General features: G+C 73.0%; 15 protein-coding genes. 5 read left to right on the plus strand and 10 right to left on the minus strand.

The window, feature by feature from the left end:
- Positions 1–46 precede the first annotated feature (46 nt).
- A complete protein-coding gene (locus ABZX85_RS13585; protein WP_355866357.1) occupies positions 47–814 on the plus strand; it encodes a glucose 1-dehydrogenase in 768 nt (255 codons plus the stop codon).
- A 128-nt stretch (positions 815–942) separates the two neighbouring features.
- Here the strand turns inward: ABZX85_RS13585 and ABZX85_RS13590 are convergent, their stop codons facing one another.
- Together ABZX85_RS13590 and ABZX85_RS13595 are read right to left on the minus strand one after the other, a co-directional pair.
- Positions 943–2,184, minus strand: a complete 1,242-nt coding sequence (locus ABZX85_RS13590; protein ID WP_355866360.1) for an ROK family protein — start codon at positions 2,182–2,184, stop codon at positions 943–945.
- Positions 2,181–2,936 carry an alpha-ketoglutarate-dependent dioxygenase AlkB gene (locus tag ABZX85_RS13595; RefSeq protein ID WP_355866363.1) on the minus strand — a complete coding sequence of 252 codons (756 nt, stop codon included), beginning with the start codon at positions 2,934–2,936 and terminating at the stop codon, positions 2,181–2,183. The genes ABZX85_RS13590 and ABZX85_RS13595 overlap by 4 nt, the downstream gene beginning before the upstream one ends.
- 66 nt (positions 2,937–3,002) lie before the next feature.
- Between ABZX85_RS13595 and ABZX85_RS13600 the strand changes: the two genes are divergently transcribed.
- Positions 3,003–4,139: a methyltransferase gene (locus tag ABZX85_RS13600; RefSeq protein ID WP_355866712.1), complete on the plus strand. Its 1,137-nt coding sequence runs from the start codon at positions 3,003–3,005 to the stop codon at positions 4,137–4,139.
- Here ABZX85_RS13600 and ABZX85_RS13605 read toward each other — a convergent pair.
- The 6 genes from ABZX85_RS13605 to htpG all read right to left on the minus strand — a co-directional run bounded on the left by ABZX85_RS13605 (position 4,126) and on the right by htpG (position 12,163).
- Entirely contained in the window at positions 4,126–4,965 is an 840-nt protein-coding gene (locus ABZX85_RS13605; RefSeq protein ID WP_355866366.1) for a class II fructose-bisphosphate aldolase, read from the minus strand. The two genes, ABZX85_RS13600 and ABZX85_RS13605, sit on opposite strands and share 14 nt — an antisense overlap.
- Positions 4,966–5,014: 49 nt before the next feature.
- Complete coding sequence (locus ABZX85_RS13610; protein WP_355866369.1) at positions 5,015–5,893, minus strand: sugar isomerase; 879 nt, start codon at positions 5,891–5,893, stop codon at positions 5,015–5,017.
- Between the two features lie 143 nt (positions 5,894–6,036).
- A complete protein-coding gene (locus tag ABZX85_RS13615; RefSeq protein WP_355866372.1) occupies positions 6,037–6,849 on the minus strand; it encodes an alpha/beta hydrolase in 813 nt (270 codons plus the stop codon).
- Between the two features lie 100 nt (positions 6,850–6,949).
- Positions 6,950–7,510 carry a hypothetical protein gene (locus ABZX85_RS13620; RefSeq protein ID WP_355866374.1) on the minus strand — a complete coding sequence of 187 codons (561 nt, stop codon included), beginning with the start codon at positions 7,508–7,510 and terminating at the stop codon, positions 6,950–6,952.
- A 122-nt stretch (positions 7,511–7,632) separates the two neighbouring features.
- Positions 7,633–10,110 carry an MFS transporter gene (locus ABZX85_RS13625; protein ID WP_355866377.1) on the minus strand — a complete coding sequence of 826 codons (2,478 nt, stop codon included), beginning with the start codon at positions 10,108–10,110 and terminating at the stop codon, positions 7,633–7,635.
- A gap of 160 nt (positions 10,111–10,270) precedes the next feature.
- Complete coding sequence (htpG, locus tag ABZX85_RS13630) at positions 10,271–12,163, minus strand: molecular chaperone HtpG (RefSeq protein ID WP_355866380.1); 1,893 nt, start codon at positions 12,161–12,163, stop codon at positions 10,271–10,273.
- Positions 12,164–12,325: 162 nt separating this feature from the next.
- On the opposite strand from htpG, the gene ABZX85_RS13635 reads away from it, so the two are divergent.
- Genes ABZX85_RS13635 through ABZX85_RS13645 form a run of 3 tightly spaced genes read left to right on the plus strand, consistent with a single transcriptional unit; the run spans position 12,326 to position 14,725 of the window.
- The gene (locus ABZX85_RS13635; RefSeq protein WP_355866383.1) at positions 12,326–13,570 is read left to right on the plus strand and encodes an MFS transporter; all 1,245 of its coding nucleotides are present in this window, start codon (positions 12,326–12,328) and stop codon (positions 13,568–13,570) included.
- 60 nt (positions 13,571–13,630) lie between these two features.
- Positions 13,631–14,371, plus strand: coding sequence for a maleylpyruvate isomerase family mycothiol-dependent enzyme (locus ABZX85_RS13640; protein ID WP_355866385.1), 741 nt, complete (start codon positions 13,631–13,633; stop codon positions 14,369–14,371).
- 21 nt (positions 14,372–14,392) lie between these two features.
- Entirely contained in the window at positions 14,393–14,725 is a 333-nt protein-coding gene (locus ABZX85_RS13645) for a DUF6332 family protein (protein ID WP_355866388.1), read from the plus strand.
- Here ABZX85_RS13645 and ABZX85_RS13650 read toward each other — a convergent pair.
- Both ABZX85_RS13650 and ABZX85_RS13655 read right to left on the minus strand, forming a co-directional pair.
- Entirely contained in the window at positions 14,686–15,351 is a 666-nt protein-coding gene (locus tag ABZX85_RS13650) for a response regulator transcription factor (protein ID WP_355866391.1), read from the minus strand. The two genes, ABZX85_RS13645 and ABZX85_RS13650, sit on opposite strands and share 40 nt — an antisense overlap.
- Positions 15,348–16,670, minus strand: coding sequence for a sensor histidine kinase (locus ABZX85_RS13655; protein ID WP_355866394.1), 1,323 nt, complete (start codon positions 16,668–16,670; stop codon positions 15,348–15,350). The genes ABZX85_RS13650 and ABZX85_RS13655 overlap by 4 nt, the downstream gene beginning before the upstream one ends.
- Positions 16,671–16,731: the final 61 nt, after the last annotated feature.

Here is a 16,731-nt window from a genome sequence, read left to right on the forward strand (position 1 = left end):
CTTCCCCTGTCCTAATTAAAGACCCAACGGTCTCGAAAGGATCGTCATGTCCGCACAGCGTTTCACCGGTCGTACCGCGCTCATCACCGGTGCCGGTTCCGGAATCGGCAGGGCCCTCGCGCTCGCGTTCGCCGCCGAGGGCGCGAACGTCGTGGTCGCCGGGCGTACCCGGTCCGCCCTGGAGGAGACGGTCGCGCTGGTCGAGGAGGCTGGCGGAGTCGCGGTCGCGCGAGTCGCCGACGTGACGGACGCGGCCGGTGTCGACGCGCTGGTGCGAGGTGCCGTCGAGCGGTTCGGGTCGCTGGACGTCGCGGTGAACAACGCGGGCATCATCCGCGCCGGACGCTCGCTCGCCGACACCGATCCGGCGGACTGGCAGGCGGTGATGGACACCAACCTGACCGGCCTCTTCCTCGCCCTGCGCGCCGAGATACGGCAGATGCGGGCCCAGCCGGGCGGCGGCACGATCGTCAACGTCGCCTCCAACCTCGGGGCGCACGCGCAGAAACCGGGCGTGACGGCCTACTCCGCGAGCAAGGCCGCCGTCGCCTCGCTCACCCGGGGCGCCGCCCTGGAGCACATCGGGGACGGTGTCCGCATCAACTCCGTGAGCCCTGGGGTGACTCGGACCGCCATGTCCTTGCTGCCGGGTGAGTCGGAGGAGGGTCGAGCGGCGCGGATGAAGGAGCAGTCACCGCTCGGCCGGGCCGTCACGACCGCTGAAGTCGCCCGCGCCGTCCTGTACTTGGCGTCGGACGACGCGGCTCCCGTGGTCGGCGCGGATCTGGTGATCGACGGCGGCACGACGCTCTGACCGAGGCCGAGAGGCGGCACCGGCACCAAAGCGGGACCGAAACTCAAGCCCGGGAGCCCGCGATCCGTTCGCGCCCTGAGCCGGTCACTCTCTCACCCCCGCTCACCCCCCGCCTCCCGCCGCCCCCCTCACCCGCTCAACGCCCCCAACGGATCATCCAGCACCGGCTGCCACGCCAACTCCGCCGCCCCCACAAGGCTGTTGTGGTCCAGCGAGCAGGCGAGGATCGGGACGCTCCCGCTCCGCCCCCACAGGCTGCGATCGGCGACGACGGCGCGCAGGCGTTCGGGGTCGGCGTCGAAGAGGGTGCGGTGGAGGCCGCCGAGGATGATGCGGTCGGGGTTGAGGATGTTGACGAGGCCGGCGAGTCCCAACCCGAGCCGGTCGATGAGGGATTCGGCCGCCGTACGGACCACGGGATCGCCGTACTCCTCGCGGACCAAGCGGCTCGCCTGGTGCAACAGCGAGCCCTCGGGCCCGGGTTCACGACCGGCGGCGGTCAACAGGGCGAGCGGGTCGGCCTCGACGTCGAGGCAGCCGCGGCTGCCGCAGTAGCAGGGGCGGCCCTCGGGGTTGACGGTGAGGTGCCCGACCTCCAGGGCGAGTCCCGAACTCCCCGTGTGCAGACGGCCGTCGAGGACGAGGGCACCGCCGACACCCCGGTGTCCGGTGGCCACGCAGAGCAGGTCGCGGGCGCCCCGCCCGGCGCCGTGCCGGTGTTCGGCGAGCGCGGCGAGGTTGACGTCGTTCGCGGCGAACGCGGGCCCCTCGACGCCGACCGCGCCGATCCGCTCCGCGAAGATCTCCCGTACCGGAGCCCCCACCGGCCAGGCGAGGTGCAGGGGGTTGAGGGCGAGCCCCTCGGGTTCGGCGACGGCGGAGGGCACGGCGAGCCCGGCGCCGACGCAGCGGCGCCCGCTGGCCCGCAGCAGGTCGGCCCCCGCCTCGACGACCGCGCTGAGGATTTTCACCGGGTCCGCGTCGACGACCTCGCAGCCCGGGGTCGTCGCGACGATCCGGCCGCCCAGCGCGACCAACGCGGCCCGGAAACCGTCGGCATGGACCTGCGCGGCGAGCACCACCGGCCCGTCGTCGGCGAGTTCGAGGCGGTGCGAGGGACGGCCCTGGGAACCGGCGGCGGCCGTCGGGTGGGCGTCCACCCGGATCAGACCGAGCGCCTCCAGCTCTGCGGCGACCGCCCCCGCGGTGGCGCGCGTCACCCCGAGCTCGGCGGTGAGGACCGCGCGCGTCGGCGCCCGTCCGGTGTGCACGAGCTCCAGCGCGGGCCCGAGCGCACCGCGCCCCCGGTCCAACCGCGCCCTTGAGGTGGTCCCTTCCCCCGCCGGCCGGGGGTCCGCCTTGCCGCTCATGAGGGGGAGTCTCCCATGATCCGCTCTCCGCCGTGGCCGTGCGCGAATCCGCTGACGCGCAGCGTCACGTTCAGCCGCCCGACGAGCCCGAGCCCGGCCGGCGCCGTCCCCGGCAGCACCTTCGGTACCGCGTGATATGCCATGCGTGACACACCACCGAACACGAACAGATCCCCGCTGCGCAGCTCGACGTCCGTGTACGGCCGCCCCCGCGTCTCCGTGTTCCCGAACCGGAACACGCACCGGTCCCCCAGGCTCAGCGACACCACCGGCGCGTCCGAGCGTTCGTCGGCGTCGCGGTGCATGCCCATCCGGGCGTCCCCGTCGTAGAAGTTGACGAGCGCGATGTCGTACGCCGGGGAGGAGCCCGGTGATGTGTGACACGCCGCCGAGGAGCCCGGTGGTGTGTGATGTGCCGCCGAGGTCCCCGGTGGTATGTCATACGCCACCGCCACGGCCCGCTCCGCCAGCTCCCCCAGCCACGCGGGGAAAGGTTTCACCGGGCTGCCGTCCCCGTCGGCCGCGGTGCGGGAGTACGCGTACGGGTACCAGTGCCAGCCCAGGCAGACCTGGCGGGCGGTCATGGCGGCGCCGCCCGGTGTGCGGACGGTGCGCAGGCCGGCCGGTGGCCGGGCCCACTCCCGGCAGGCTTCGAGCAGCTCGCGCTGGGCGGCGGCGTCCAGCCAGTCGGGCACGTGCACGGCGCCCGGCGCGATCTGCGCGCGTTCCCGGGGAAACAGCTCGGCGTCCATCGGACCATCCTGCCGCACCCGGCCTGAGCTGCGGTTCGGCTAGCCTGGCTGACGATGAACGACCGTATGACGACGCCGTGGGGCGAGCTGGAGCTGAGCCGCTTCCCCGAGGACCCGCGCGACCGGCTGCGTGCCTGGGACGCCGCCGACGCGTATCTGCTGGCGCATCTGCACGAGCAGGCGGTGCCCCTGACCGGCACGGTCGTCGTGCTGGGCGACCGCTGGGGCGCGCTGGCCACCGCGCTCGCGCAGGCCGGCCCGACGCAGATCACCGACTCCTGGCTGGGTCAGGAGGCGACGCGGGCGAACCTCGCGCGGGCCGGTGTCGCGACCGGCGCCGTGCAGCTGCTGACCACGCAGGACCCGCCGCCCGCCCGGGTCGATGTCCTGCTGGTGCGCGTGCCGAAGAGCCTGGCGCTCCTGGAGGACCAGCTCCTGCGGCTCGCGCCCGCTCTCCACGCGGGCACGGTCGTCGTGGGCACCGGCATGGTCAAGGAGATCCACACCTCCACGCTCCGCCTGTTCGAGCGGATTCTCGGCCCCACCCGGACGTCCCTGGCCCGCCAGAAGGCCCGCCTGATCTTCTGCGCGCCGGACCGGGAGCTGAAGCGCCCGGCCAACCCGTGGCCGTACGGCTACACCCTCCCGGACGACGTCGGGGTCCTCTCCGGTCACCCGGTCGTCGGTCACGCGGGCGTCTTCTGCGCCGACCGCCTCGACATCGGCACGCGCTTCTTCCTCGCGCATCTGCCCGGTACGCGGGGCGTGCGCCGGGTGGTGGATCTCGGCTGCGGGAACGGCGTGGTAGGTACGGCGGTGGCGCTGGCCAACCCGGAGGCCGAGGTGCTGTTCACGGACGAGTCGTTCCAGGCGGTGGCGTCGGCGGAGGCGACCTACAAGGCCAACGGGGTGCCGGGGCACGCGGAGTTCCGGGTCGGGGACGGGCTCGCGGGGGTGCCGGACGCGAGCGTGGACGTCGTCCTCAACAACCCGCCGTTCCACTCCCACCAGGCGACGACCGACTCGACGTCGTGGCGGATGTTCAGCGGGGCACGGCGGGTGCTGCGGCCGGGCGGGGAGCTGTGGGTGGTGGGCAACCGGCATCTCGGATACCACGTCAAGCTGCGCAAGCTGTTCGGGAACAGCGAGGTCGTCGCCGGGAACCCGAAGTTCGTGGTGCTGAGGGCGGTCAGGGAGGGCTGAGGACGCGGATGATCCGGGCGGCGGTCCGGGTCATCGCCTCCCGTCCCGCGCCGAGGTACGCACGGGAGTCCACGGCGTGCGGATGCTCGGCCAGATGCACGCGAATCGCGTCGGTCAGCGCGAGGTTGAGGGCCGTGCCGACGTTCACCTTGGTGATGCCGCCCACGACGGCCGCGGTGAGTTCGCCGTCCGGGACACCTGAGGAGCCGTGCAGGACGAGCGGTACGTCGACGGCGCGGGCGAGCCGTGCCAGCAGGGCGTGGTCGAGGACGGCCGTGCGGCTGGTCATGGCGTGCGTGCTGCCGACGGCGACGGCCAGCGCGTCCACCCCGGAGTCCGCGACGAACGTCCGCGCCTCGTCGGGATCGGTACGGACCCCGGGCGCGTGCGCGCCCCGCTTCCCGCCGATCTCCCCCAACTCGGCCTCGATCCACAGCCCTTCACCGTGCGCCCAGCCGACGGCGGCCCGCGTCGCCGCCAGGTTCTCGCCGTAGGGCAGGTGCGAGGCGTCGTACATCACCGAGCTGAACCCGGCGTCGGCGGCCTGCTTCAGCAGCGTGTCGTCGCGGACGTGGTCGAGGTGCAACGCGACGGGTACGGCGGCCTGTTCGGCGACGGCGAGAGCGGCGCGGGCGAGGGGGCGGACGTCGCCCCGGCGGAACGCGACCGCGTTCTCGCTGACCTGGAGGACGACCGGCGAGCCGAGGGACTCGGCGCCCTCGACGACCGCCTCGACGTGCTCCAGGGTGATGATGTTGAACGCGGCGACCGCTCGACGGGCCGCGGCGGCTCGGGTGACGAGGTCGGCGGTGGTGGTGAGGGGCATGGGGCGACTCCTCAAGGGGTGAGGATCTGCTCAGGGGGCGGAGGTCCGCTCAGGGCGTGAGGATCACCGAGCGCGTCAGATGCCGGGGCCGGTCGGGGTCCAGCCCTCTGGCCGCCGCGACGGCCACCGCGAGCCGCTGGGCCCGGACCAGTTCGGCCAGCGGGTCCAGCTCCCCGCCCACCCACAACGCGCCCGTCCCACGCACCTGTCGGGCTAGCCCTTCGGGTGCCTGGCCGAACATCCAGGTCGCCGTCCCCGCCGTGCTGACGCTGATGGGCCCGTGCCGGTACTCCATCGCCGGGTACGCCTCGGTCCACGACAGCGACGCCTCGCGCATCTTCAGCGCCGCCTCGCTCGCGAGGCCGACGGTCCAGCCGCGCCCGAGGAACGTGAACTGGCCGCATTCCACGAGCCCTTGGGGAAGCGGCTCGGCAAGTGCCGTACGGGCGTCGGGGATCGCGGTGTCGGGGTGGAGGCCGAGGTGGGCACGCAGGAGGGTGAGGGCGGTGGTGGCGAACCGGGTCTGGACGACGGAGAGTTCGTCGGCGTGGTCGAGGACGATCACGGCGTCGGCGGCGGCCGTGACGGGGGACGACGGGTCCGCGGTGACGGCGGTCGTGCGGGTCCGGCCACGCCCTTCGCGGACCCGCCGCAGCAGCTCCAGCACCTCCGTCGTCGTACCGGAGCGGGTGAGGGCGACGACACGGTCGTAGGGGCGGTCGTGGGGGAACTCGGAGGCGGGCCAGGCGTCCGTCTCGCCGCCCCGGAGGGCCGCGGCGGCCTGCGCCATGTAGTACGAGGTGCCGCAGCCGACGATCGCGACGCGTTCGCCGGGGGCGGGCAACTCGGTGGTGTGGTGGGCGGCTTGGGACACGGCACGGGTCCAGCACTCGGGCTGGGAGTTCAGTTCGTCCTCGACGTGGGTCATGGCCCCGCCTCTCCCGGCGACGATCGTCCTCGCACGGTACGGCCGCCCGGCACACCGCTTCAAGAACGCCTCACGCCCCGGGAACGCCTCACGCCTCCGAGACCGGCGCCAGCCCCTTCGCGACCGGCCCCTTCAGGAACGCCTCACCCACCCGCTCCCCGGAAGAAGTCGAGCATCAACCGGTTCACGGCGTCCGGCCGTTCGAGATATCCGTAGTGGCCGCAGTCCTTGACCTCCCGGTACACCGCCCCGGGAATCGCGTCGGCGACCTCGCGGCTGAGCCTCGGCGGAAGGGCGAGGTCGTCGGCGAACCCGATCACCAGGCAGGGCGTCCCGATCTGCCGGTAGGCGGCCAACCTCCCCTCGGGGGCGTTGAGTTCGAGCTGGACCCGGCTGCCGGGCCCGGTGTCCTCGCGGGCGAACTCGAAGAGGTCCAGCCAGTCCTGGAGGCGCTGTTCGTCGCCGAGGGTGGCCGGCGAGAGGTTGCGCAGGGCGCGGTTCCAGGCGGTGTAGGCGGCGGGGAGCGTCAACCCGCCCGCGTGCAGGGCGCGTTCGGCGTCGATGGCGGCCCGGCGGTAGGCGTCGGTGCGGCCGTGGGTGGCCATCAGGACGCCCTGGCTGACCAACTCGGGCCGGGCGAGCATGAGTTCCTGGACGACGTACGCACCCAGGGAGGTGCCGACGACCCGGCAGGGGCCGAGGCCGAGCTGTTCGATGAGGCCGGCCGTGTCGGCGACCATGTCGTCGATGGTGAACCCCTGCGGGCTCGGGTCGCTCGGCGGGATGCCCCGGTTGGTGAAGGTGATGACGCGGTGCCCGGCCGCCTTCAGCGCGGGGACCTGGTGGAGGTGCCAGACGCGCCCGGCGGCGCCTCGGCCCATCACCAGGACGACGGGGTCGCCGCTGCCCTCGTCGTCGTACTGGAGCCGGATTCCGCCGGTCCGCAGGTCAGGCATGGTCCTCCTTCGCGGTGCACGTGCTCCCGCACAGTCAACCAGCTCGCCTGCGGGCCGGGGCCGGGGACCGGCACGGGAGAGCCGGTCCCCGGCGGGCGGTTCACCAGGTGTGCGCCACGTCGATCACGACCTTGTCCGTCAACTGCTGGACGCGGAACGGCAGTCGGGCCCGGACACCGAGCCCCATCAGGGTCTCGCCCTCGAAGCTGCTGGCGAAGCGGGTGTCGCGGAAGGTGGTGTAGCCGCTGACGTCGACCCCGGGGAGGGGCTGGCGGGCACGGCCGGGGTAGGTGGGCGTGCCCGTCTCGTAGTCGTAGGACGGCGCCACCAGGCGGATCGAGAGGATCGCGCCGCCGGAGACCGGGATGAGGTCGCCGGTGCCGTCCTGGTAGAGGGCGTCGACGTAGCCGACGCGGTAGCCGACGCCGGTGCCGCCGCCCGGGACGTCGAAGACGATCCGGTCGTAGCAGTCGTGCCGGCCCGTGCGGGCGTCGGTCAGCGGCTTGTACTTCGTCGAGGAGACGTTCTTGTCGAGGCTCCCCCAGCCGGTGGGACAGGCGGTGATGCCCTGCCCCTCGGCCGCGGTCGCGGTGGTCGCCGCGGTGCCGAGTGCCGTGACGGCGAGAGCCAGAGCGGCAACTGCCGCTGCTGTGCGTCGCATTGCTTCCCCCAGTGCGGGTGGTGTGACAGTGACGCGACGTAAGACGTCACAGCCCCGCGAAAGGTTGGGTTCACGAACGGGGCCCGTGCACACGGCACTTCGCGCACGGGCCCCGTCAACCGCTACTCCGCGTGGGCGAGTTCGATGTCGTGGCCGTCGAGGTCACCGGCGAGGCTGACGCCCGTCGCGCGGGGCGGGTAGCCGGTCGCGATGACGGTGTACTGCCCGCTGTCGAGGTCGGAGAAGGCGTACGCGCCGTCCGTGCCGGTCGTGGTCGTGGCGACGACGTTCCCGGCGGCGTCCACGAGGGTCACCCGGGCGTCGCCCAGCGGGAACCCGGCGCCGCGCACGATCCCCCGCACGTGCGCGCCGGGCTGGAGCTCGGCCTCGATGCGGGTGACGCCGGTCCCGGCGATCTGGACGGGGAGCGCGAGGGGCCGGTGCTTGGGCGAGCTGACGGCGACCGTCACCGCGCCCGGCACCAGTTCGGCGAGCGCGAACTCCCCGAGCCCGTCGGTGCGCGTGGTCGCGAGGACGTCCCCGCGGACGTCGGTCACGATCACGACCGCCCCCGCGACCGGCGCCCCGCCGTCCGCGGCGCGCACGACCCCGGCGAGCCCGCTGGTGCCGGTCAGGAGGATGTCGTACGACACGGGCGTCGCGCCGGCGACGACGGTGGTCGCCTGCGGCTGGAGTCCGTCGGCGGCGGCGAGGAGGACGTACGTGCCCTCGCCGGGCGCCTGGACCTCGTAGGTGCCGTCGGCGTCCGCGACCGCGCGGCCCAACTGGCGTCCGTCCAGGGAGATCAGCGTCACGGCGGCGCCGGGGACGGGGACGTTCTCGGTGCCGCGCACCTGGCCGCGCACCGGACGTCCGGTGCCGCCCGGGACGCCGTCGCCGAGGTTCGGGACGGTCGCGACGAGTTCGGCGACGGCGCGGGAGAGGGGAACAGCCACCGCGGCGCCGACGGCGCGGGCGTCGGGGGTCGTCACGGCCCGCGGACCGGCGCCCGCGGATGCCGGTGCGTCCGCTCCGTACGACTCCGGTGCGTCCGCCCCGTACGACTCGGGTGCGGATGCACGTGCATCCGGCGCACCCGCCGCCACCCCGATACCAGTATCCGCCGCCGCACCACCCCCGGCCCCAGCCCCAGCCCCGTCCCCGGCCCCGGCCACCTCCCCCACCGTCCGCCTCCGCGGAATGAACGCCGCGACCCCGAACGCGAGCACCGCGGCCCCCGCCCCCACCCCCATGACCACCTTGAACCCGTTCTCCGACGGCAGCGCCACCCCGTGGAACCCGGTCGTCATCTGCGCGAGGATCACCCCGGCGACGGCGCTGGCGGTCGACGTCCCGATGGACCGCATCAGGGTGTTGAGGCTGTTCGCGGCGGCGGTCTCGCCCGGCTCCACCGCCCCCATGATCAGCGCGGGCATCGCCCCGTAGGCGAACCCGATACCGGCGCCGACGACGCAGGACACCACGACGAGCTGCCACACCTCGGACATCATGACGACGCCGAGCCCGTACCCGGCGGCGACGATCACCGCCCCGATCATGAGCGTGACCTTGGCGCCCCACTTCTTGGATATGAGCGCCGACACGGGGGCCATGGCCATCATCACGAGCCCGGTCGGCGCCATGACGAGCCCCGCGTCGAGGAGCGACTTGCCGAGCCCGTACCCGGTGGCCTCGGGGAGCTGGAGGAGCTGCGGGAGGACCAGGGACATCGCGAACATGGAGAACCCGAAGGCCATGGACGCGAGGTTGGTGACGAGGACCTGGCGGCGGGCGGTGGTGCGCAGGTCGACCAGCGGTTCGGAGACGCGCAGTTCGAAGAGGCCCCACCCGACGAGGACCACGACGGCGGTGGCGAACAGCCCGAGCGTCGTCCCGCTGGTCCAGCCCCAGTCGGCGCCCTTGGAGATGCCGAGCAGCAGGCAGATCAGCCCGACGGCCATCCCGACGGCGCCGGGCAGGTCGAAGCGCCCGCCGGTCCGGACGCGTGACTCGGGCACGAACACCGGTACCAGTACCAGCGCGACGACGCCGAGCGCGGCGGACGTCCAGAACAGCAGGTGCCAGTCGAAGTGGTCGGCGATGAGCGCGGCGGCGGGCAGTCCGAGGGCGCCGCCGATGCCGAGGGAGGCGCTCATGAGGGCGGTCGCGGAGCCGAGCCGTTCGGCGGGGAGTTCGTCGCGCATGATGCTGATGCCGAGGGGGATGACGCCGGAGGCGAGTCCCTGGAGGGCGCGGCCGACGATCATCGGGGCGAGCTGGTCGCTCAGCGCGGCGACGACCGAGCCGACGACCAGCGTGAGGAGGCTGACGAGCAGCATCCGCCGCTTACCGTACATGTCGCCGAGGCGGCCCATCACGGGGGTGGCGACGGCCGCCGCGAGGAGGGTCGCGGTGACCGCCCAAGTGGCGTCCGAGGCCGAGGCGTTCAGGAGTTTCGGCAGTTCGGGAACGATCGGGATGACCAGCGTCTGCATGAGTGAGACGACGATCCCGCCGAAGGCGAGGACCGCGACGACGAGATTCGCCCGGGGCGCTGGTTCCACCCCCGCCGCCACGGATCGGGGTTGTGCGTGGGACATGGTCGGGCCTCCGTGGGGGATGTCGGGCCGGTTCGCCGTCGACGAATGTACGCCTGATTGATTGACTTAAGCAACCAGAGAGTGGGGGGATTTTGTGGGGAAATAAGCCGGGCGTGCGCTCCGCGTTCGGAGCACACGCCCGGCCGGTCGGATCAGCGCGTCAGAGCGACTTCTCCAGCCGCTCCGCCACCACCCGGACGAACTTCCCGGGCTCCTTCGGCCGCCCGCCCTCGGCGAGGACGGCCAGCCCGTACAGCAGCTCGGCGGTCTCGACGAGCCCTTCGCGCCGCGCCTCCTCCTGGTACGCCCGGTTCAGCCCCTGCACCAGCGCGTGCCCGGCGTTGAGTTCGAGGATGCGCTTGGCGGCGGGGATCTCCTGGCCCATGGCGCGGAACATGTTCTGGAGCGCCGGTGTGACGTCGCCGTCGTCGGAGACGACGCACGCCGGGGAGACGGTGAGCCGGGCGGAGAGGCGGACGTCCTTGACCTCGTCGGTGAGCCGCTCCTTCATCCAGTCGAGCAGCCCGGCGTACTCCTCGGCCTGTTTCTCCCGTTCCGCGCCGGCCTGTTCGCCGTCGTTCGCGTCGAGGTCGATCTCGCCCTTGGCGACGGACCGCAGGCTCTTGCCCTCGAACTCGGGGACGGCGTCGACCCACACCTCGTCAACTGCGTCGGTGAGCAGCAGGACTTCGATGCCGCGTGCCGAGAACGCCTCCATCTGCGGGGAGTTCTCGATGCTCTCGCGGGACTCGCCGGTCAGGTAGTAGATGGCCTCCTGGCCGTCCTTCATCCGCGAGACGTACTCCTGAAGCGTCGTCAGCTCACCGGACTCCGCAGGGGAGTTGGTGCTCTCGAAGGAGCAGACCCCCAGCAGCGCGTCCTTGTTGTCGGTGTCGCTGAGAAGCCCTTCCTTCAGGACGGCCCCGAACTCCCGCCAGAACGTGGCGTACTTGTCGGCCGCGTTGGTCCGCATCTCCTTGACGGAGGAGAGGAGCTTCTTCGCGAGCCGCCGCTGGATCATCAGGATGTGGCGGTCCTGCTGGAGGATCTCGCGGGAGACGTTCAGCGAGAGGTCGGCCGCGTCGACGACACCCTTGACGAACCGCAGGTACGGCGGGAGCAGCGCCTCGCAGTCGTCCATGATCAGGACGCGCTTGACGTAGAGCTGGAGGCCGCGGCGGTAGTCGCGGGTGAACAGGTCGTGCGGCGCGTGCTCGGGCAGGAAGAGCAACGCCTGGTACTCGAAGGTGCCTTCGGCCTGGAGGCGGATGGTCTCCAGGGGGGCGCGCCAGTCGTGGCTGACGTGCTTGTACAGCTCGTGGTACTCGTCGTCGGTGACCTCGTCGCGCGAGCGCGCCCACAGGGCCTTCATCGAGTTGAGCGGCTCCGCCTCGGCGTCGAGGCGGATCGGCCAGGTGATGAAGTCGGAGTACTTCTTGACAATCTGCCGGACGGTCCAGTCGGCCGTGTAGTCGTGCAACTGGTTGTCGGGGTCGGCCTCTTTGAGGTGCAGCGTGACGGCCGTGCCCTGCGGGGCGTCGTCGACGCGCTCCAGGGTGTACGTCCCCTCGCCGCGCGACGACCAGCGGGTCCCGGCGCTCTCGCCGGCCCGGCGGGTGAGCAGCGTCATCTCGTCGGCGACCATGAACCCGGAGTAGAAGCCGATGCCGAACTGCCCGATGAGGCCCTCGACCTGCCCCTCGGACTCCGCCGACGCCTCCGACTCCTTCAACTCCTTGAGGAACGCGGCGGTTCCGGAGTTCGCGATGGTGCCGATGAGCCTGCCGACCTCGTCGTACGACATGCCGATGCCGTTGTCGCGGACGGTGAGCGTACGGGCGTCCTTGTCCAGCTCGATCCCGATGTGCAGGTCGGAGACGTCCGCGTCGAGGCTGTCGTCCCGGAGCTTGTCGAGGCGCAGCTTGTCGAGCGCGTCGGAGGCGTTGGAGACGAGTTCCCTGAGGAACACGTCCTTGTTCGAGTAGACCGAGTGGATCATCAACTGGAGAAGCTGACGCGCCTCTACCTGGAACTCAAACGTTTCGGTCGCCATGTCGAGCGTGTCCTCCCACGTACCGTGCCCACCGGTTCACACAAAGCGAGAGCAACTCTAAAACACCAAGTGAGGGCCGCATCACAGGCTTCCGGCCGACCTGGGCCGGGAGTGACCGGAGACACCCTTGCCCCGGGTGCGGGTCACTCCTAGCCTGAGTTTGTGCCGCTGATAAACAAACTCCGCTCGCGCAGCGTCGCGCCGAGCAGCGACCTGCGCCTGCTGCGGGCCGTCCTGACCGCGTTCTTCGCCGTGGACGGCTTCATGTTCGCCGGCTGGGTCGTCCGCATCCCCGACATCAAGCAGCAGACCGGCGCCTCGGCCTCCGCCCTCGGGCTGGCGCTGCTGTGCGTCTCGGCCGGGGCGGTCGTCACCATGCTCTTCACGGGACGGCTCTGCCAGCGCTACGGCAGCCATCTCGTCACGGTCGTCTGCGCGGTCCTCCTCTCCCTGTCGATCACCCTGCCCCCGCACGCCCACTCGGTCCCGGCCCTGGGCGCCGTCCTGCTGCTGTTCGGCGCGGCCTACGGCGGCATCAACGTGGCCTTCAACAGCGCCGCCGTGGACCTCGTCACCGTCCTGCGCCGGCCGATCATGCCCAGTTTCCACGCCGCGTTCAGCCTCGGCGGCATGCTCGGGGCGGGCCTGGGCGCCCTCGTCGCGGGCGTCCTCTCCCCCGCCTGGCACCTACTCCTGCTCGGCGTCATCGGCCTCCTGGTGACGGCCGTCGCGGGCCGCATGCTCCTGCGCCTGCCACCCGCACGTGCAGCCGCACAGGAGCCGTCCGCACGTGCGACCGCACAGGAGGACACCGGAGCCGTACGACCGTCCCGGCCCGCGAAAACCACCCCCCGCACCCGGCGTCTCGTGATCGTCTTCGGTCTGATCGCCGGCTGCACGGCCTACGGCGAGGGCGCCCTCGCCGACTGGGGCGCCCTGCACCTGCGCGAGGACCTGGACGTCTCCGTCGGGGCCGCGGCCGTCGGGTACTCGTGTTTCGCGCTGGCCATGACGGTCGGCCGACTCTCGGGGACGACGCTCCTGGAGCGGCTCGGGCGCAGCCGTACCGTCGTCGCGGGCGGGACGGTCGCGGCGGCCGGAATGCTGCTGGGCGCGCTGGCCCCGGCGTTCTGGGCGGCGCTGATCGGTTTCGCGGTGGCGGGCCTCGGGCTCGCGAACCTCTTCCCGGTGGCCGTCGAGCGGGCGGGCGCGCTGGCCGGGCCGCACGGCGTCGCCGTCGCCTCCACCCTCGGCTACGGCGGCATGCTGCTCGGGCCGCCCGCGATCGGCTTCATGGCCGACTGGTTCTCGCTGCCCACCGCCCTCACCAGCGTCGCCGTCCTCGCGGCACTGGCCGCGCTGATCGGGGCGGCGACCGGGCGCGCTGAGCACCGTACGGCGGCCTGAGGCGCGGCAGTCCGGCGCGCGGAACACCCTGCGGCGGCCCGAGCGACCACACTCGTGCACATGCAGACGACCGAGTTCATTCACGCCCTCGACCGTGAGGGCCTCGCCCTGGCCGCCGCCGCCGAGACGGCCGGAGTCGACAGCACCGTACCGACCTGTCCCGGGTGGCGGGTGCGGGAACTGGTGGAGCACACGGGGGCCGTGCACCGCTGGGCGCGCGCGTACGTCACCGAGGGGTTCGCCGCACGACGGCCGCTCCCCGAGGTGCCCCGGCTCGACGGGCCGGAGCTGCTGGAGTGGTTCCGCGACGGACACCGCCTGCTCGTCGCCGCCCTCACCGACGCCCCGCCGGACGTCGACTGCTTCGCCTTCCTGCCCGCCCCCTCCCCGCTCGCCTTCTGGGCCCGCCGCCAGGCCCACGAGACGGCCGTGCACCGCTACGACGCCGAGTCCGCCACCGGCGCCCAACCCGCCCCGGTCACCGCCGAGTTCGCGGTGGACGGCATCGACGAGATCCTGCGCGGCTTCCACGCCCGCGAGAGGAGCCGCGTCCGCACCGAGCCGCCCCGCGTGCTGCGCGTGCACGCGACAGCCTCAAACGACTCGGGCGACGCGGTGTGGACCGTACGTCTCTCCGCCGGTCCCCCGGTAACAGAACGCGCCGACACCGCCGAACCCGACTGCGAACTCTCCGGTCCCGCACCCGAGTTGTACCTCGCCCTGTGGAACCGGCAGCCGTTCCCCGAGGTGCGCGGGGACGCGGCGCTCGCCGCGCTGTGGACGGAGCGCTCGGCCGTCTGACCCTGTGCCAGACTGGGCCGTATGACGGGGTACGGGGGGCGCCGGACGCAGGCCGACCGGGACGCGATCACGGTGGAGATCGGGTACGCGCTGTTCAGCGCGGTGTTCGCGGCGGCGGTCGTGTTCGGGGCGGTGGCCGGCCCGGCGCTGCTCTTCGACCTGCCGGGGCTCGCGGAGAGCGTCCTCCTCAAGGCGGGGATCGTGCTGCTGCCGGTGGTGTTCATGGCCCGGGTGATCAGCGTCCTGCTGCGGCTGCGGACGGCGGATCAGCCCGGCCGACCCGGCCCGCGTCACCTCGACCGCCCCGGCCTCGATCAGCCCAGCCACCCCGGCCGCACCAGCCCCGACTCGTAGGCCAGCACGACGAGTTGGGCGCGGTCGCGGGCGCCGAGCTTCACCATCGTGCGGCTGACGTGGGTCTTCGCGGTGAGGGGGCTGACGACGAGGCGGCGGGCGATCTCCTCGTTCGACAGGCCGATCCCGACCAGCGCCATCACCTCCCGCTCCCGTTCGGTGAGCGGCGCGAGGGCGTCGGCGCCGGAGGGCTGCTTGGAGCGGGCCGCGAACTCGGCGATGAGCCGCCGGGTCACGCCGGGCGAGAGCAGGGCGTCCCCGGCGACCACCGCCCTCACGGCGCGCAGGAGTTCCTCCGGTTCGGTGTCCTTGACGAGGAAGCCCGAGGCGCCGGAGCGGATCGCCTCGAAGACGTACTCGTCGAGTTCGAAGGTGGTGAGGACGACCACCCTGACGTCCTGGAGAGCCGGGTCCCCGGTGATCCGGCGGGTCGCGGCGAGGCCGTCCAGCAGGGGCATCCGGATGTCCATCAGGACGACGTCCGGCGCCGCCTCCCGCACGGCGCGCACGGCCTCCTCCCCGTCCGCCGCCTCACCGACCACCTCGATGTCGGCCTGCGCGTCGAGCAGGGCGCGGAAACCGGCGCGGACGAGCGACTGGTCGTCGGCGAGCAGTACGCGGATCACTGGTGTTCCTCCTTGGGGGGTTCCGGAGCCTTGGGGGGTTCCGGAGCCTTGGAGCGCCTCGGAGCCTCGGGGGTTTCCGCCGCGGGCGTCCGGGGAAGCGGCGCGGCAGGCGTCGTACGGGGCCCTCCCGGGCGTGTCCCCCGTACCGGCAGCTTCGCCGTCACCCGGAACCCGCCGTCGTCCCGGGTGCCCGCCTCGATGCTGCCACCGAGGGCCGCCGCGCGTTCGCGCATTCCGGCGAGTCCGTTGCCGCTGCCGCCCGCGTCCGCGCCGGTGGCCGGCCCGTCGTCGTCCACGACGAGCCGCAGCGCGCCCCCCTTGTCCGCCGTGCCGAGCCGCACGCGCGCGTGGCGCGAGCCGGAGTGGCGGACGACGTTGGTGAGGGCCTCCTGGACGATGCGGAAGGCGGCGAGGTCGGTGCCCGGGGGGAGGCGGGGCGGGGTGCCGTCGACCTGGACGGCCAGTCCCGCGCGGGCGGCCTGTTCGACGAGTTCGGGGAGGCGGCCGAGGCCGGGGGCCGGGGTGCGCGGGGCGGCTCCGGGGGCGCGGAGGGTGTCCAGGACCTGGCGGACCTCGCCGAGGGCCTCCTTGCTGGCCGCCTTGATGGTGGTCAGGGCCGTGCGTGCCTGTCCCGGGTCGGTGTCGAGGAGGGCGAGTCCGACGCCCGCCTGGACGTTGATGACGGAGAGGCTGTGCGCGAGGACGTCGTGCAGTTCGCGGGCGATCCGCAGGCGTTCCTCGTCGGCGCGGCGCCGGGTCGCCTCGGCCTGTTCGGCGCGCCGGCGTGCCCACTGTTCGCGTCGCGCGGAGGCCAGTTCGGAGACGGTCACGACCACCGCGGCCCAGGCGGCGACGGCGAGTTCCTGTCCCAGGGGCGCGGCGCCGTCGCCGCCCGGGGGCAGCCACCGGTACAGCCACTGGGCGATCAGCAGGTGGACGGCCCACAGCGCGCCGACGGCGGCCCAGGCGGCTTTGCGGTGTCCGGTGACGACGGCGGAGAGACAGGCGAGGGCGACCGCCAGGAACACCGGTCCGTAGGGGTAGCCGCCGCCGAGGTACAGGGCCACCGCCAGCGTCGTACCCCAGACGACGGCCACCGGGTGGCGCTTGCGCCACAGGAGGAGTCCGGCGGCGACGGCGAGCAGCACGCGCGCGTAGACGTCGAGAGGGGCGCGGGTGCCCTCCTGGCCGTGGGCCGCGTAGGTGGAGCCGATCAGCACGAACGCGGTGACGAACGCGGTGGACCGCCAGGGCCACCGGTCGCCGTCCTCCCAGGTCCGTGCCCACTGCGGCGGTCCGCCTCTGCGCCGTTCGTCCATACCGGCCACGCTAGACGGCACGGCCCCGGCCGCACGTCCGCCGGGCGGAGCGGGCCGGGGT

The sequence above is a fragment of the Streptomyces sp. NPDC004539 genome (assembly GCF_040610055.1).
GTDB lineage: Bacteria > Actinomycetota > Actinomycetes > Streptomycetales > Streptomycetaceae > Streptomyces.

What these genes read in the sequence shown, in the direction of transcription:
- ABZX85_RS13585 (WP_355866357.1), top strand. Translation starts at nt 47, where the DNA reads ATGTCCGCACAGCGTTTCACCGGTCGTACCGCGCTCATCACCGGTGCC.
- ABZX85_RS13590 (WP_355866360.1), bottom strand. Translation starts at nt 2,184, where the DNA reads ATGAGCGGCAAGGCGGACCCCCGGCCGGCGGGGGAAGGGACCACCTCA.
- htpG (WP_355866380.1), bottom strand. Translation starts at nt 12,163, where the DNA reads ATGGCGACCGAAACGTTTGAGTTCCAGGTAGAGGCGCGTCAGCTTCTC.
- ABZX85_RS13640 (WP_355866385.1), top strand. Translation starts at nt 13,631, where the DNA reads ATGCAGACGACCGAGTTCATTCACGCCCTCGACCGTGAGGGCCTCGCC.
- ABZX85_RS13655 (WP_355866394.1), bottom strand. Translation starts at nt 16,670, where the DNA reads ATGGACGAACGGCGCAGAGGCGGACCGCCGCAGTGGGCACGGACCTGG.
- ABZX85_RS13645 (WP_355866388.1), top strand. Translation starts at nt 14,393, where the DNA reads ATGACGGGGTACGGGGGGCGCCGGACGCAGGCCGACCGGGACGCGATC.
- ABZX85_RS13625 (WP_355866377.1), bottom strand. Translation starts at nt 10,110, where the DNA reads ATGTCCCACGCACAACCCCGATCCGTGGCGGCGGGGGTGGAACCAGCG.
- ABZX85_RS13620 (WP_355866374.1), bottom strand. Translation starts at nt 7,510, where the DNA reads ATGCGACGCACAGCAGCGGCAGTTGCCGCTCTGGCTCTCGCCGTCACG.
- ABZX85_RS13595 (WP_355866363.1), bottom strand. Translation starts at nt 2,936, where the DNA reads ATGGACGCCGAGCTGTTTCCCCGGGAACGCGCGCAGATCGCGCCGGGC.
- ABZX85_RS13610 (WP_355866369.1), bottom strand. Translation starts at nt 5,893, where the DNA reads ATGACCCACGTCGAGGACGAACTGAACTCCCAGCCCGAGTGCTGGACC.
- ABZX85_RS13605 (WP_355866366.1), bottom strand. Translation starts at nt 4,965, where the DNA reads ATGCCCCTCACCACCACCGCCGACCTCGTCACCCGAGCCGCCGCGGCC.
- ABZX85_RS13600 (WP_355866712.1), top strand. Translation starts at nt 3,003, where the DNA reads ATGACGACGCCGTGGGGCGAGCTGGAGCTGAGCCGCTTCCCCGAGGAC.
- ABZX85_RS13615 (WP_355866372.1), bottom strand. Translation starts at nt 6,849, where the DNA reads ATGCCTGACCTGCGGACCGGCGGAATCCGGCTCCAGTACGACGACGAG.